Genomic DNA, 15,134 nt, shown 5'->3' on the forward strand with positions numbered 1-15,134 from the left:
CCAGGCAGCGCCACGCTCGACGATGTCGCGTCGCCCTGGGTCGCTTCGCTGCGCTCGCGCTGACGGCGCGGCCCGGCGTGACCCGCGCGACTCCTTGCCGAACCGTCAATGTTTCCCGTGAAACATCCGCTGTTCACAGGAGCTTGTCGACGGTGATCGGCAGGTCGCGCACCCGCCTGCCGGTGGCGTGGAAGACCGCGTTGGCGATGGCGGCCGCGGTGCCGACGATGCCGATCTCGCCGAGCCCCTTCACGCCCAGCGGGTTCGCCTTGTCCTCCTCCTCCACGAAGATCACGTCGATGTCGTAGATGTCGGCGTGGACCGGCACGTGGTACTCGCCGAGATTGTGGTTCATGAACCGGCCGATGCGGTGGTCGAGCATCGACTCCTCCTCGAGGGCCGAGCCGATCCCCATCACGACGCCGCCGAGGATCTGGCTGCGCGCCGTCTTCGGGTTCAGCACCTTGCCGGCCGCGATCGCCGAGACGATGCGGGTGACCCGGACCTGACCCAGCTCCTCGTCGACCTTCACCTCGGCGAAGATCGCCGAGTGGGTGTAGGCCTCGTATTTCTGATTGAAGTCCTTGTCGGGCCCGGCCTCCTCGACGGCCTCGACCTTGTCGACGCCCGCCGCCTGGAGCACCTCGACGAGCGACACGCTGCGGCCCGGATCGCCCGCGACCGCGATGCGGCCGTCCGCGAACACGGCGCGGTCGAAGTCGACGTTGGCCAGCGGCGAGTTCTCCATGGCGCGGGCGAGCTTGAACACCTGCGCGCCGACGTTGCGGCAGGCCTTCATCACGGCGGTGCCCGAGGAGGCGGCCGTCCACGAGCCGCCGGCGACCGGGGCCTCCGGCAGGCGGGTGTCGCCGAGCTTGGTGGTGACCGCGTCCATCGGCAGGCCCAGCGTGTCGGCCGCGATCTGCGTCAGGATCGTGTAGGTGCCGGTGCCGATGTCGCCGGTGGAGTTGCCGACCGTCAGGCGGCCGTCCGGCGTCAGGGTCGCGATGGCGCTCGACTGCATCATCATCGATTCCCAGATGCCGGTGGCCACGCCCCAGCCGACCAGCTCCCGGCCCTCGCGCATGGAGCGGGGCTCAGGGCTGCGCCTCGCCCAGCCGAACCGCTCGGCGCCCTGCCGGAAGCAGCTCTTCAGCTCCTTCGAGCCGAAGGGCTTGCCCTCGGCGGTGGCGTCGGACTCGGCGTAGTTCTTCAGCCGCAGCTCGATCGGGTCGAGCCCGGTCGCGTAGGCGAGTTCGTCCATCGCGGTCTCGATGGCGAAGACGCCGGTCACCGCGCCGGGCGCGCGCATGTCGCCGGGCGTCGGCGTGTCGAGCTTCACCAAGCGGTAGCCGAGGGCGACGTTGTCGCACCGGTAGAGGACGCCCGACCAGTTGACGACGACCTCCTGGTAATCCTCGTACTGCGAGGTGCCCTGGACGGCGTCGTGGCGCAGGGCCGTCAGCCTCCCGTCCGGCTCGGCGCCGAGCGCGATCGTCTGCAGCGCCTCCGACCGGTAGGTGAAGCTCCACAGCTGGTCGCGGGTCAGGGTCACGCGCACGGAGCGCTTCAGCTCCTGGGCGGCCAGCATCGCCAGGAACAGCTGGTACTGCGGGCGCAGGCCCGAGCCGAAGCCGCCGCCGAGATACGGGTTGAGCACCCGGACCTGATCGGGCTTCAGGCCGAAGACGTTGGTGAGATACTGGTGGCTGTTCGAGACGCCCTGGATCTTGTCGTAGACCGTGTAGGTGCCGTCCTGCTCGACCACCACCGTGGAGGCGTGCGGCTCCATCGGGTTGTGGTGCTCGTCGGCGAGGCTGTAGGCGCCCTGCACGCGGACCGGCGCGCTGCCGAACGCCTTGTCGGCGTCGCCCCAGGGCTCCGGCGGCGGCTTGATGCCCGTGCGCTTGTAGGGCGGGTCGTAGGCGGTGCCGCGCAGGGCTTCCAGGTCGGTCCCGGGCTCCTCCATCGCGTAGCTCACGCGGACGAGGGACGCGGCGTAGCGCGCGGTCTCGAAATCCTCCGCCACCACCAGGGCGACCGGCTGGCCGCTGAACACGATCAGGTCGTCGTAGAGGGCGCGGAACGGCGAGCCGGGGGGCGCCACCTGGTCCTGGAAGTTCTTGTCCCGCCACGCAGTGCGCGGCCGGTTCTCGTGGGTGAGGACCTTGAGGACGCCCGGTACCGCCTCGGCCTCGGCGGCGTCGATGGCGGTGATCCGGCCCTTGGCGATCGAGCTCGACACGACCACGCCGTAGGCGAGGTCGGGCGCGGCGAACTCGCCCGCGTACTTGGCGAGCCCGGTGACCTTGGCGGGCCCGTCGATGCGGCTGCGCGGGCTGCCGACGAAGGTGTCGCGGCCGGTGGAGCTGAAGGTCTGTGTCATGGCAGAACCTACTGGATGCGCTTGTCGCTGAGCGACTGGGGCGTGCCGGCGGCGGCCTGCTCGAGGCCGCGCACGATGGCGCGCCGGGCGAGATCGATCTTGAAGCCGTTCTCCGACTGGGGCTTGGCCTCCGCGACGATCAGGTCGGCCGCCGCCTGGAAGCTCTCGCGGGTCGCGGGCCGGCCCTCCAGCAGGGCCTCGGCCTCGCGGTTGCGCCAGGGCTTGTGGGCGACGCCGCCGAGCGCCAGACGCGCGGTCTTCACCCGGTCGCCGTCGAGTTCCAGGGCCGCCGCCACCGAGACCAGCGCGAAGGCGTAGGACAGGCGGTCGCGCAGCTTCAGGTAGGTGTAGTGCTGCGGGAAGCGGCTCTCCGGCAGGTCGACCGACACGATGATCTCGCCGGGTGCGAGGTTCGTGTCCCGCTCGGGCGAATCCCCCGGCAGGCGGTGGAACTCGGAGAACGGGATCGACCGGTCGCCCTGCGGCCCGCTCACCCGCACGGTGGCCTCCAGGGCGGCCAGCGCGATGCACATGTCGGAGGGGTGGGTGGCGATGCAGTGCGCGCTCGTCCCGAAGATCGCGTGGATGCGGTTCATCCCGCCGATCGCCGGGCAGCCGGAGCCGGGCGCACGCTTGTTGCAGGGCGTGGCCACGTCGTAGAAATAGTAGCAGCGGGTCCGCTGGAGCAGGTTGCCGCCCGTGGAGGCGGCGTTGCGCAGCTGCGCCGAGGCGCCGGCCAGGATGGCGTTGCGCAGGAGCGGGTACCGGGCCGCGACCCGGTCGTCGTAGGCCGCCTTGGCGTTGGTCACGAGCGCCCCGATCCGCAGGCCGTCCCCGCTGTCCTCGATCCGGTCGAGGGGCAGGCGGGTGATGTCGATCAGCCGGCCCGGCTTCTCGACCTCGTACTTCATCAGGTCGATCAGGTTGGTGCCGCCGGCGATGAAGCGGGCCCCGGCCCCGAAGGCCTGCACCGCCTCCGCCACCGTGCCGGCGCGGACGTAGTCGAAGCGGTTCATCGGGCGCCTCCCTGCATGACGTTCTCGATGGCGTCGACGATGTTGGTGTAGGCGCCGCAGCGGCAGATATTGCCGCTCATCGCCTCGCGGATCTCGTCCCGGGTGTGGGCGTGGCCCTCGTTCATCAGGCCGACCGACGAGCAGAGCTGGCCCGGCGTGCAGTAGCCGCACTGGAAGGCGTCGTGCTCGATGAACGCCTCCTGGATCGGGTGGAGGGCGTTGCTGCTCGCCCGGTCGCCGAGGGCGGCCAGCCCCTCGACCGTGGTGATCTCGGCGCCGTCCTTCATCACCGCCAGGGTCAGGCAGGAATTCACCCGGGTGCCGTTCACCAGCACCGTGCAGGCCCCGCACTGGCCGTGGTCGCAGCCCTTCTTGGTGCCGGTGAGGTCGAGCCGCTCGCGCAGGAGGTCGAGGAGCGTGGTCCACGGCGCGACCTGCAGTTCGCGCCGCTGCCCGTTGATCGTCAGCGTGATGCCGATCGGTGTGTCCGCCGACACCGGCGGCTGGGTCTCGAGGCGCATGATGTCGTCCACGGTCTGGGCCGGCCGGGGCCGGGCGGGAGCGGATCGGTCCGGGGCAGCGACCGGCAGCGACGCGCGGGCCGCGGCCTGGGCTTCCGGTCGATAACCATTCCAATCTGCGCCTGTTCCGGAGCGCGCCGTCTCAACCCGTGAGCGAGGGTGGCGCGCCTGCGGCGCGCATATCGGCCGCCGCACCGTCCGACATTGCCGGCCCCACCCCGCCTCGGCTAACCCTCCTTCCCGCAGAGTCCACGCCGCACCCCGGAGCCACCGATGGCCGCGCTCGACGCGATCCTCAACGACATCGACACGGACCTGGAGAACGCCCTGGAGCGGCTGTTCGCCTTCCTGCGGATCCCGTCGATCTCCACCGATCCCGCCTATGCCGGGCATTGCCGCGAGGCCGCCGCCTGGCTCGCCCAGGACCTGACCGCGCTGGGCTTCGAGACCTCGGTGGAGGAGACCTCGCTCCACCCGGTGGTCCTGGCCCACCGGCCGAAGCCGGGAGCGCCGCACGTCCTGTTCTACGGCCATTACGACGTGCAGCCGGTCGATCCCCTCGACCTGTGGAAGACGCCGCCCTTCGAGCCGCACATCGCTGACGACGGCCAGGGCGGCAAGACGATCGTCGGGCGCGGCGCCTCCGACGACAAGGGTCAGGTGATGACCTTCGTGGAGGCATGCCGGGCCTATATCGCCATGCACGGCGAGTTGCCCTGCGGCGTCACGATCCTGATCGAGGGCGCCGAGGAGAGTGGATCACAAGGCCTGCCCGAATGGGTCGCGGCCAATCGCGAGAGACTCGGCTGCGACGTGGTGCTGGTCTGCGACACCGGCATGTGGGACCGGAAGACCCCGGCCATCACGTCGTCGCTGCGCGGGCTCGCCTATTTCGAGGTGAAGGTCACCTGCGCCGACCGCGACCTGCATTCCGGCTTCTTCGGCGGCGCGGCGCGCAACCCGATCCACGTTCTGTCGAAGATCATCGCCGACCTGCACGACGCCGACGGGCGGGTGACGATCCCGGGCTTCTACGAGGGCGTGCACGAGCGCCCGCCGGAGGTGCTGGAGCAGTGGCGCGGCCTCGGCCTGACGCCGGAGACGCTGCTCGGGCCGATCGGCCTCAAGGAGCCCGCGGGCGAGCGCGGGCGGATGCCGATCGAGCTGGTGCAGTCCCGCCCCTCCTGCGACGCCAACGGCATCATCGGCGGCTATACGGGAGAGGGCACCAAGACGGTGATCGCCTCCACCGCCTCCGCCAAGGTCTCGTTCCGCCTCGTGGACGACCAGGACCCGAAGCGGCTCGCCGAGAGCTTCGAGGCCTTCGTGCGCGCGCGGGTGCCGGCCGACTGCCAGGTCGAGGTCATCACCTACAAGGGCTCGCGGGCGATCAGCCTGCCCTTCGACATGCCGCAGCTCGGCGCCGCCAAGGCGGCGCTGCAGGACGAGTGGGGCGTGCCGGCGGTGACCGTGGGCGCAGGCGGCTCGATCCCGATCGTCGGCGACTTCAAGCGGATCCTGGGGCGCGACACCCTGCTGATCGGCTTCGGCCTCGACGACGACCGGATCCACTCGCCGAACGAGAAGTACGACCTGACGAGCTTCCACAAGGGCACGCGCTCCTGGGCGCGGATCCTCGCGGCCCTCGGCCAGGGCTGATCCCGGCAGCGGCCCGATCTCAGCGGGCGGGCGCCGCCCGCATCTTCCCGTCGACCCAGGCCCAGAGCGCCCGAACCTCCTCGGCGGCCTGGCTGCCGGGGGCGAATTCCGTGACGCCGAGCCCGGTCGCCAGGGCGTCCTGGTGGTCGACCCGGTGGATGATCCCGGGCTCGGCCAGGACGCCCAGGGCGCGCAGCTGCGCCGCGTAGGCGCTGGTGCGCGGCGAGGGCGGCGGCGGGCACTGGTTCAGCACCAGGGCCAGCCGCTCCCGCAGGCCGAGGCCGACCAGCGCCTGGAGCGTCGGCCGGGCGGCCACGATGTCGAGCCGGGAGGGGCGGACCGGCATCAGGACGAAATCGGCGTCCTTCAGGGCCGGGGCGAGGCCGGACGCGCTGCCGGCGGTGTCGAGGACGGCGAGGGTCGTGCCCTGCTCGGCGAGGATGCCGAGGATCTCCGAGAGCTGGCCCATCTCCCAGGGCTGGACCCGGTCGACCGCGACGGCGTCGCGCGCGCGGTCGCTCCTGCCGTCGGCCTTACGCAGGGCCCCCCAGCCGGCCAGCGAGCTCTGCGGGTCGAGATCGAGGGCGGTCACCTGCTCACCTGCTTCCGCGGCGGCGACGGCCAGGGAGGCCGCCAGGGTGGTCTTGCCCGTCCCGCCCTTCTGCACCGCCAGGGCGAGGACCCGCAGCGGCCCGGCGGCGGGCCGGGGCGCGGTCTCCGGCGCCGGTTCGGATCCTTCGGGATCCATGCGTGTCCCACCTCTCCACATCTGCCAGCCGGGCCGCGGCCCGTGCGGCGCCGAATCGAACGCCCGACACGACCGTGCTTAGCGTGACGGCGTGGGCCGGAGCCAGCGTCGCGCCCCGGCACCTGTGGACCGCCCCGAGGCGGCTCCCGATCACCGGGCCCGGGGACCGGTCCCGGAATTCCGCCGCGAGGCCGCCGCGATACCGCATCGCGGGATCGCGCGCCGGGCCCGCGCGTTGGGCCGGCATCCCCACAGGTTGAGCGGCGCGCCAAGACCCTCGCCCCGACAAGCTCCGCGACAGGATCCCCATGCGCCTCGACCGCCGCCGCCTGCTCGGAACCGGTCTCCTGGCCCTCGCCGCCCCCGCGGCGCGCGCCGCGACGCCGTCGCCCCCGACGAGCCGGCCCGTGGGGACGCTGGAGCTCGCCATCGCGGCGGACGCGCCCTCGACCCCCACGGGGCTCGCCATCGCCCGGGGCGGCCGGATCTTCGTGATGATGCCGCGCTTCACCGGCGCGGAGCCGATCACCCTCGGCGAGGTGCTGCCCGACGGGTCGGTGAAGCCCTACCCGGACGCGGCGACCAACCGCCCGGATCCGGGGGCGCCGCAGGCGTCGCTGTTCCACGTCCCCAACGGCGTCTTCGACCGCGACGACACCCTCTGGATCCTCGATGCCGGCCTGCCCGCGGGCAAGGGGCGGCCGGTGCCGGGCGGCGCGAAGATCCTGGCGATCGATATCGGCCGGAACAGCGTCCGCCGGACGATCCCCCTCGACGCGGGCATCGGCCCGGATTCCTCCCTGAACGACCTGCGGGTCGACGTGCGCGACGGGCGGGCTCTGGCCTACGTCACCGACCAGGGCCAGTCCGGCGCGGGCGCGATCCTGGCGGTCGACCTCGACAGCGGGCGGGTGGTGCGGCGCCTCGCGGACCACGTCAGCACGCGGTCCGAGGAGGGCCTGGTCAAGTTCGTGGAGCGCCGCCCCGTGATGGAGCGGAAGGGCGACGCGCCCGAGAAGAGCCCGAAGGGCGGCGCCAACGGCATCGCGATCAGCCCGGACGGCCGCCGCCTCTACTACGCGCCGCTGATGAGCCGGCGGCTCTACGCGGTCGAGACCGCGGCCCTGCGCGATCCGGGCGTCGCGGACGCGGCCGTGGCCGCCGCCGTCGAGGATCTCGGCGAGAAGGGCATGACCGGGGGACTGACCACCGATTCCCAGGACCGGGTCTATCTCAGCCTGCAGGAGCACAACGCGGTCGGCCGGCGCCTGCCGGACGGCACCGTCGAGGTGCTGGCCGCCGACGACCGGCTGGTCTGGGCCGACACGTTCTGGATCACCCCGGACCGGTGGCTCTATATCTCGGCGGCCCAGGTCAACCGGCGGCCGGAATTCAACCGCGGGCGGGACCTGCAGCAGCCGCCCTACGCGATCCTGCGCATGCGCATCGACGCCGACCCAGTCCTGTAGCGGATCATGACGGACCTCTCGCACGACCCGGACTTCTTCGCCCTGCTCACCGGCAGCTACGCGCGGCGCCTCGGCGAGCCTCTGGTGCCGGCGGATGCGGACGCGGACTGGCTCTACGCGGCGGCCCCGTTCGCGGTGCTCGCCCATGACGGGGGCGCGGATCCGCGCTTCGTCTACGCCAACCGGACCGCGCAGGCCTGCTTCGGCTACGCGTGGGACGAGCTCGTCGGCCTGCCCTCGCGGCTCTCGGCCGAGGCTCCCGAGCGGGCCGAGCGGCAGCGGCTCCTCGACGCGGTCACCCGGGACGGCTTCAGCCGCGGCTATCGCGGCCTGCGGATCGCCAAGGACGGCCGGCGCTTCTGGATCGACGAGGCGGTGGTCTGGCAGCTCGACCGCGATGGCGCGCCGGTGGGGCAGGCGGCGACCTTCGCCCAGTGGCGCGACGCGTGAGGGCCGGGCCGCGCCGATGTGCGCGGCCGCCGCCCGGTCAGCCGTCCTCCTCGATGCTGACTTGGGCGATCTGCACGGCGCCGCCGTTCCAGTGGGCCGCCACGACGTGGCCCAGCGCGACCGCGAGGACGCAGAGCACCACCGAGGCGAACACGTTGACCATGGCCCGGACCACCGCGCCGCTCCGCATGAGGTCGAGGGTCTGGAGGCTGAACGACGAGAAGGTCGTGTAGCCGCCGCACAGCCCGATCATCACGAACAGGCGGACGTTCTCGGAGACCGGGAAGCGCCCATGCGCCAGGGTCAGCGTGCCGAACAGGCCGATGATGAACGAGCCCGTCACGTTGATGAGGATCGTGCCCCAGGGCAGGTCGCGGCTGATGGGCAGCGCCAGCACCGAGACGACGTAGCGGGCCAGGGTGCCGAGGGCACCGCCGATCATGACCAGGATGCAGGTGGTGAAGGACATGCGCGCTCCAGTGCGTCGGGCGGGCATGAGAAACCCGCCGTCGCGGCGGGTGCTTGCAAGACGCACTCCCACCGCCGGTTTCGCGGTAGGAGTCATCAGCCCTGACGGGCGGTTTCGGGGAACTCCATCCCCATCGGGGACGGCCCATAGCGCCTGCGCGGGCCGAGCGCAACGGCCGCCCGGGGCAGCCCCCGGGCCCGCATGTCAGGCCCGCTTGTCAGGCCCGCTTGTCAGGCCCGCCCCTCCTGCACGGCGTGGCAGGCGACGCCGTCGAGGAGCGCCGGCACCTCGGTCCGGCAGCGGTCGTTGGCGAGCGGGCAGCGCGGGTTGAAGGTGCAGCCGGGCGGCGGGTCGATCGGGTTCGGGATCTCGCCGGAGACCGGCACCCGGGCGCGGCCGACATGGGCGAGGTCGGGCACCGCGTCGAGGAGCATCCGCGTGTAGGGGTGGCGCGGCGTCGCGAACAGGTCCCTGGCGGACGCGACCTCCACGAGGCGGCCGAGATACATCACGCCCACGCGGGTCGCCATGTGGCGGACCACGGCGAGGTTGTGGGAGATGAACAGGTAGGTCAGCCCCAGCCGGTCCTGCAGGTCGCGCATCAGGTTGAGGATCTGCGCCTGCACCGAGACGTCGAGCGCCGAGGTCGGCTCGTCGCCCACCAGGAACTCGGCCTGACTCGCCAGCGCCCGGGCGATCGCCACCCGCTGGCGCTGCCCGCCTGAGAATTCGTGCGGGTATTTTTTGGAATCATCCGCGTGGAGGCCGACAAGTCCCAGAAGCTCGCCGACCCGGGCGCGGATCGCCCCCTCCCCCTGGATCAGGTCGAAGGCCCGGATCGGCTCGGCGATGATCTTCCCGACCCGCCAGCGCGGGTTCATGGACGCGTAGGGGTCCTGGAAGATCATCTGGATCCGGGCGCGCAGGCGCCGCCGCGCCGCGGCCTGGCGCGGGTCGGTCATCGAGACGCCGGTGATCCGCACCTCGCCGGCCGTGGGCGGCAGCAGGCCGACCACCATCCGGGCCACCGTCGACTTGCCGGAGCCGGATTCGCCGACGATCGCGAAGGTCTCGCCCTTCCGGATCTCGAAGCCGACGCGGTCGACCGCCGTGAGGAATTTCCGCGGCTCGCGCTCGATCACCCGGTTGAGCCAGGGCTTCGAGACGTCGAACTGGCGGCGCAGGTCGGTGACTTCGACGTAGGCGCTCACGCTGCGCGCTCCGCTGCATCGTACAGGTGACAGGCCACCCGGCTCGCGTCGACCGGGATCGGCTCGGGCCGCTCGACCCGGCAGCGGGCGAAGACCTTCGGGCAGCGCGGGTTGAAGGCGCAGCCCTTCGGGATGGCGGTGAGCCGCGGCATCGAGCCCGGGATCTGGCTCAGCCGGTCGGCCTCCTGCGAGAGGGTCGGGATCGCCCCCATCAGGCCGACCGCGTAGGGGTGGTGCGGCTTGGCGATCACCGAGGCGACCGGGCCGATCTCGGCCACCCGCCCGGCATACATCACCGCCACCCGGTCGGCGGCCTCGGCGATCACGCCCATATCGTGGGTGACCAGCATCACCGCGGTGCCGTGCTCGCGGCACAGGCGCTTCAGCAGCGTGATGATCTGGGCCTGGACCGAGACGTCCAGCGCCGTGGTCGGCTCGTCGGCGATGATCAGCTCCGGCTCGGCCGCGAGCGCCAGCGCGATCACCACCCGCTGGCGCATGCCGCCGGAGAACTCGTGCGGGTAGCCGTCGATCCGCCGCTCGGGCGCCGGGATGCCGACCTCGGCCAGCAGGTCGATGGCGCGCGTGCGGGCGGCCTTGGCCGACAGGTCGGTGTGGGTGCGCAGGGTCTCGACGATCTGGTCGCCGACCCGGAACAGCGGGTCGAGCGAGGTCAGCGGATCCTGGAAGATCATGCCGATGCGCTTGCCGCGCACCCGCCGCATCGCCTCGGGGGAGAGATTGTCGATGCGCTCGCCCCGCAGGCGGATCTCGCCGCCGGCGATCCGGCCGGGGCGGTCGATCAGCCCGATCACCGCCGAGCCGGTCACCGACTTGCCGGCCCCGGACTCGCCGACCACGCCCAGGATCTCGCCGCGGCCGATGTCGAACGAGACCCGGTCGATGGCGGTGAGCGGCCCGCGGCGGGTGTCGAAGGCGACCGTCAGGTCGCGCACGGAGAGGATGGTGTCGGTCATGCCTTGGCCGTTCCGGCGTCGGGCCGTCGGACGGCCACTCCCGTCCTTGCGAGCGGAGCGAAGCAATCCAGCGGCGCCATGGTCACCAATGTCGCGCTGCCCTGGGTCGCTTCGCTGCGCTCGCGATGACGATGCCCGATCATTGCAGCTTCGGATTGAGCGCGTCGCGCAGCCAATCCCCCAGGAGGTTGATGGCGATGACGAGCCCGGCGAGCGCCAGCCCCGGGAAGGCGACGATCCACCACTCGCCGGAGAACAGGAACCGGTTGCCGGTGCGGATCAGCGTGCCGAGCGACGGCATGGTCTCCGGCAGGCCGGTGCCGAGGAACGACAGCGTCGCCTCGGTGATGATCGCCAGCGCGAGGTTGATCGTCGCGATCACGAAGACCGGGCCGGTGACGTTCGGCAGGACGTGGCGGACCATGATCACCGGCGGCGACAGGCCGATCAGCCGCGCCGCCTGGACGTAGTCCTTGCCCTTCTCGACCATCACGGAGGAGCGCACGGTCCGGGCGTACTGCACCCAGAAGGACAGGCCGATCGAGACCACGATCAGCCCGATCAAGGGCCCGACGTCGAGGGCGCTGCCGAAGCTCGCCTTGGCGACGCCGTCCACCACCAGGGCGATCAGGATCGCCGGGAAGGTGAGCTGCACGTCGGCGACCCGCATGATCAGTGTGTCGAGGAAGCCGCCCGCGTAGCCGGCGATCAGGCCGAGGGCGATGCCGAGGATCCCGGAGGTCAGCACCCCGAGCACGCCGACGATCAGCGACAGGCGCAGGCCGTACAGCACCGCCGAGAGCACGTCCCGGCCCTGGTCGTCGGTGCCGAGATAGAACGGCGCCTGACCGTCCGCCTGCCAGATCGGCGGCAGGTTGGAGTTGATCAGGTCGAGCTGGGCCGGGTCGTAGGGGTTCTGCGGGGCGATCCACGGCGACGCGAAGGCGAGGCCGACCATCAGCAGCGTGGCGATCAGCGCCGCCACAGCGGTTTTCGAGCGCAAAAAGTTCGCCAGCAGGTCGGAATCGCGCCAGCGCGCGAGCCGCGAGGGCTTCGCCTCCGGCAGCGGGACCGGCGGGGCGTCGCCCGCGTCGAGGTCGTATCCGCTCATCGGCCGCCTCTCACGCCGTGTCCGATTGGGAAGCTCAGGGAGGCACCTGTCGTCTTTGCGAGCGGAGCGAAGCAATCCAGCAGCGCCACGCCGACCGGACGCGCGCTACCCTGGGTCGCTTCGCTGCGCTCGCGATGACGGGGTGGCCAGGCGGAGGAGTCCGTCATGTTCGACCTCACGCCGTCCGCCCGGCGGGCAGCCGCAGGCGCGGGTCCACCACCGTGTAGAGGATGTCGACCACGAGGTTGATGGTCACGAAGATCAGGGCGACGAGCAGCAGGTACGCGGACATGATCGGGATATCGACGTTCTGCACCGCCTGGACGAAGAGCAGGCCCATGCCGGGCCACTGGAACACCGTCTCGGTGATGATCGAGAAGGCGATGACCGAGCCGAGCTGCAGCCCCGCGATGGTGATCACCGGCACCAGGGTGTTCTTGAGCGCGTGGCGCAGGTGGACGGCCCGGGTGGTGAGCCCCCGCGCCCGGGCGAAGCGGACGTAGTCGGTGCGCAGCACCTCCAGCATCTCGGCGCGGACCAGCCGCATGATCAGCGTCATCTGGAACAGGCCGAGCGTCACCGAGGGCAGGATCAGCGCCTTGAGCCCGGAGGCGGTCAGGAAGCCGGTGGTCCACCAGCCGAGCCGCACCGTGTCGCCGCGCCCGTAGGAGGGCAGCCAGCCCAGCGTCACCGAGAACAGGTAGATCAGCAGGATGCCGATCAGGAAGGTCGGCAGGCTGATCCCGATCAGCGAGACCGCCTGGAACAGCCCGGCGAGCCAGGACTCCCGGCGCAGCGCGCAGTAGACGCCCATCAGGATCCCCACCACGAGGGCGAAGATCGTGGCGCAGAAGGCGAGCTCCAGCGTCGCCGGCATGCGCTCGGCGAGCAATTGCGAGACCGGCTGCCGGAATTGGTACGAGATGCCGAACTGGCCCCGCACCACGTTGCCGGCGTAGCGGACGAACTGGACCAGGACCGGGTCGTCGAGGCCGAGATCCGTCCGGATCTGGGCCCGCTCGGCCACGGTGGTGTCGGGCCCGACGATCTGGTTCACGGGGTCGCCCGCGAACCGGAACATCGCGAAGGCGATGAGCCCGACGACCGCGAGGACCGCGGCCGCCTGGATCACCCGGCGCAGCAGGAAGGCGAGCACGCCCCGGCCCCTACTGCGGGTCCTTCGACACCCAGTAGAGCAGCAGCAGGTTGTCGGCGCGCTGGGTCAGGTGGACCTTCTTGGAGACGCCCCAGGCCAGCGCCTGCTGGTGCAGCGGGATGTAGCCCCAGTCGGCGTTGAGGACGTCGAAGCCCTCCTTGATCAGGGCGTCGCGCTTGGTCTTGTCGGTCTCGGATTCGACCTTGTCGGCGATCGCGTCGATCTTCGGGTCGCAGTAGCCGGCGAGGTTCCAGCTGCCCCGGCCCGACTTGTCGCCGGGCTTCCGGCAGCCGACGATCTCGTAGAGGATGTTGTGGCTGTCCAGCGAGGACGGGGTCCAGCCCAGCAGGTAGAACGAGGTGTCGTAGGCCGGCGCCAGCACCTTGGCGAAGTACTTGGCCTTCGGCTGGGCGTTCAGGTTCACCTTGACGTTGATGCGGGCAAGCATCGAGACCACCGCCTGGCAGATCGCCTCGTCGTTGACGTAGCGGTCGTTCGGGCAGTCCATGGTCAGCGAGAACCCGTCCGGGTAGCCGGCCTGGGCCATCAGCTCCTTGGCCTTCTTGAGGTCGGTGGCCGGGCGCTTGAACTCGGCGCCGCGGTCGTAGAGGGCCGGGGCAATCATCAGCGCGGAGGGCACCGCCTGCCCGCGCATCACGCGCTTGGCGATCGTGTCCTCGTCGATGGCGAGGTAGAAGGCCTCGCGCACCTTGATGTTCTTGAACGGGTTCTTGCCCTTGACGCTCGAATCCTTCAGCTCGTCCCGGTCCTGGTCCATGCCGAGGAAGATCGTGCGCAGCTCGGGGCCGGCCATCACGGTGGCGGTGCCGCTGGCGTTGACCCGCTGCTGGTCCTGCAGCGGCACCGGGTCGATCCAGTCGACCTCGCCGGAGAGGAGCGCGGCGACGCGGGTCGCCGGGTTGGCGATGGTGGTCAGGATCGCCTCGTCGAGGTTCGACTCCACCTTGCCCCAGTAGCCGTCGAATTTCTTGAAGACGGTCTTCACGCCGGGCTGGTGCTCGGTGATCACGAACGGGCCGGTCCCGTTCTCGTGCAGCGTGGCGTAGCTCGGGCTGGTGGCGCTGGGCGGCGTCGGCTGCACGACGCCGTTCTTCTCGGACCACGCCTTCGACATGATCACCCAGGTCGGGAACTGGGCGATGGCGATCGGGTTCGGCTTCTTCAGCACCATGTCGACGGTGAAGTCGTCGACCTTCACGAACTCGGCGTCGGCGGGCACGTTGGTGGTGAAGTTCGAGCCCGGGGCGCGGACGCGCTGGGCGGAGAAGATCACGTCGTCGGCGGTGAACGGCGTGCCGTCGTGGAACTTCACGTTCTTGCGCAGGTGGAAGCGCCAGCGGGTCGGCTCGGGCGTCTCCCAGGATTCCGCGAGGCCGGGGGCGAATTTCAGGTTCTTGTCGAGGGTGACGAGGGACTCGTAGGCCGCCTGCTGCATCCCTTCCGTGAAGCTCTCCTTGAGGGAGTACGGGTCGAGGGATTTCAGGTCACCCTGGAAGGCGAAGCGGAAGACGTTGGCGGCCTGCGCGGGCAGCGCGGCGAACGCGAACGTCGCGACCGTGCTCGCGGCCACGCCGCGGGCGAGGGTCTTCAGGGCTGAGCGGGACAAGCGGATCTCCGAGACCGTGAATGCGCCACCGGCCGGCTGCCCCGGCGGTGTCCACCGCGGCGTCAGCAAGCATCGGACCATCTGTATACAAGACGAGGGCCGAGCCTGTCGCGGGGGCGCGACATCTCGTGTCTTCCGAAGCGCGTTCCGAAGCGCGTTTTCCCCGCTTCATCCCCGTTACAGAATCGCGGCTTCGACGCGCCCCGTCTTGGCGAGCGCACCGAAGCCATCCAGGGCGGCGCCGCGCGACGGCGCGCTGCCCTGGGTCACGTCGCTCCGCTCGTGATGACGGAGCGGGCGGCATCCAGCGAAGACGTCGACCGGACGCCGCACC

13 protein-coding genes and 1 riboswitch are annotated in these 15,134 nt (G+C 71.1%); of the genes, 3 read left to right on the forward strand and 10 right to left on the reverse strand.

The genetic code is table 11. The features are described 5' to 3' along the window. Positions 1-133: 133 nt before the first annotated feature. The 3 genes from ACQKQD_RS13255 to ACQKQD_RS13265 are packed head-to-tail and all read right to left on the reverse strand — an operon-like array spanning position 134 to position 3,923. Positions 134-2,386, reverse strand: a complete 2,253-nt coding sequence (locus ACQKQD_RS13255; protein WP_427508573.1) for a xanthine dehydrogenase family protein molybdopterin-binding subunit — start codon at positions 2,384-2,386, stop codon at positions 134-136. An 8-nt stretch (positions 2,387-2,394) separates the two neighbouring features. After that, entirely contained in the window at positions 2,395-3,402 is a 1,008-nt protein-coding gene (locus ACQKQD_RS13260) for an FAD binding domain-containing protein (protein WP_091927861.1), read from the reverse strand. Continuing rightward, complete coding sequence (locus tag ACQKQD_RS13265; protein ID WP_427508574.1) at positions 3,399-3,923, reverse strand: (2Fe-2S)-binding protein; 525 nt, start codon at positions 3,921-3,923, stop codon at positions 3,399-3,401. The genes ACQKQD_RS13260 and ACQKQD_RS13265 overlap by 4 nt, the downstream gene beginning before the upstream one ends. A 273-nt stretch (positions 3,924-4,196) precedes the next feature. Here ACQKQD_RS13265 and ACQKQD_RS13270 point away from each other — a divergent pair, with 273 nt between their 5' ends. Beyond that, positions 4,197-5,582, forward strand: a complete 1,386-nt coding sequence (locus ACQKQD_RS13270) for a M20/M25/M40 family metallo-hydrolase (RefSeq protein WP_042672005.1) — start codon at positions 4,197-4,199, stop codon at positions 5,580-5,582. Between the two features lie 19 nt (positions 5,583-5,601). Here ACQKQD_RS13270 and ACQKQD_RS13275 read toward each other — a convergent pair whose 3' ends face one another. Next, the gene (locus tag ACQKQD_RS13275; RefSeq protein ID WP_056524449.1) at positions 5,602-6,330 is read right to left on the reverse strand and encodes a ParA family protein; all 729 of its coding nucleotides are present in this window, start codon (positions 6,328-6,330) and stop codon (positions 5,602-5,604) included. A 308-nt stretch (positions 6,331-6,638) separates the two neighbouring features. On the opposite strand from ACQKQD_RS13275, the gene ACQKQD_RS13280 reads away from it, so the two are divergent. Further along, positions 6,639-7,799: an SMP-30/gluconolactonase/LRE family protein gene (locus ACQKQD_RS13280; protein ID WP_427508575.1), complete on the forward strand. Its 1,161-nt coding sequence runs from the start codon at positions 6,639-6,641 to the stop codon at positions 7,797-7,799. A gap of 6 nt (positions 7,800-7,805) precedes the next feature. After that, positions 7,806-8,249: an MEKHLA domain-containing protein gene (locus ACQKQD_RS13285; protein WP_427508576.1), complete on the forward strand. Its 444-nt coding sequence runs from the start codon at positions 7,806-7,808 to the stop codon at positions 8,247-8,249. Between the two features lie 37 nt (positions 8,250-8,286). Here the strand turns inward: ACQKQD_RS13285 and crcB are convergent, their stop codons facing one another. The 6 genes from crcB to ACQKQD_RS13315 form a co-directional block, all read right to left on the reverse strand. After that, a complete protein-coding gene (crcB, locus tag ACQKQD_RS13290) occupies positions 8,287-8,718 on the reverse strand; it encodes a fluoride efflux transporter CrcB (RefSeq protein ID WP_427508577.1) in 432 nt (143 codons plus the stop codon). Between the two features lie 79 nt (positions 8,719-8,797). After that, a riboswitch (Fluoride riboswitch) is annotated at positions 8,798-8,859 on the reverse strand. A gap of 89 nt (positions 8,860-8,948) precedes the next feature. Then, positions 8,949-9,929, reverse strand: a complete 981-nt coding sequence (locus ACQKQD_RS13295; protein ID WP_056524456.1) for an ABC transporter ATP-binding protein — start codon at positions 9,927-9,929, stop codon at positions 8,949-8,951. Then, complete coding sequence (locus tag ACQKQD_RS13300; protein WP_056524459.1) at positions 9,926-10,906, reverse strand: ABC transporter ATP-binding protein; 981 nt, start codon at positions 10,904-10,906, stop codon at positions 9,926-9,928. The genes ACQKQD_RS13295 and ACQKQD_RS13300 overlap by 4 nt, the downstream gene beginning before the upstream one ends. Positions 10,907-11,045: 139 nt before the next feature. After that, complete coding sequence (locus ACQKQD_RS13305; protein WP_020091341.1) at positions 11,046-12,017, reverse strand: ABC transporter permease; 972 nt, start codon at positions 12,015-12,017, stop codon at positions 11,046-11,048. Between the two features lie 175 nt (positions 12,018-12,192). Further along, positions 12,193-13,173, reverse strand: coding sequence for an ABC transporter permease (locus tag ACQKQD_RS13310; RefSeq protein WP_020091342.1), 981 nt, complete (start codon positions 13,171-13,173; stop codon positions 12,193-12,195). 10 nt (positions 13,174-13,183) lie between these two features. Beyond that, positions 13,184-14,800 carry an ABC transporter substrate-binding protein gene (locus ACQKQD_RS13315; protein ID WP_427508578.1) on the reverse strand — a complete coding sequence of 539 codons (1,617 nt, stop codon included), beginning with the start codon at positions 14,798-14,800 and terminating at the stop codon, positions 13,184-13,186. Positions 14,801-15,134 lie beyond the last annotated feature (334 nt).

Origin of the sequence: Methylobacterium sp. NPDC080182, assembly GCF_050281105.1 — a bacterium.
Taxonomy (GTDB): domain Bacteria; phylum Pseudomonadota; class Alphaproteobacteria; order Rhizobiales; family Beijerinckiaceae; genus Methylobacterium.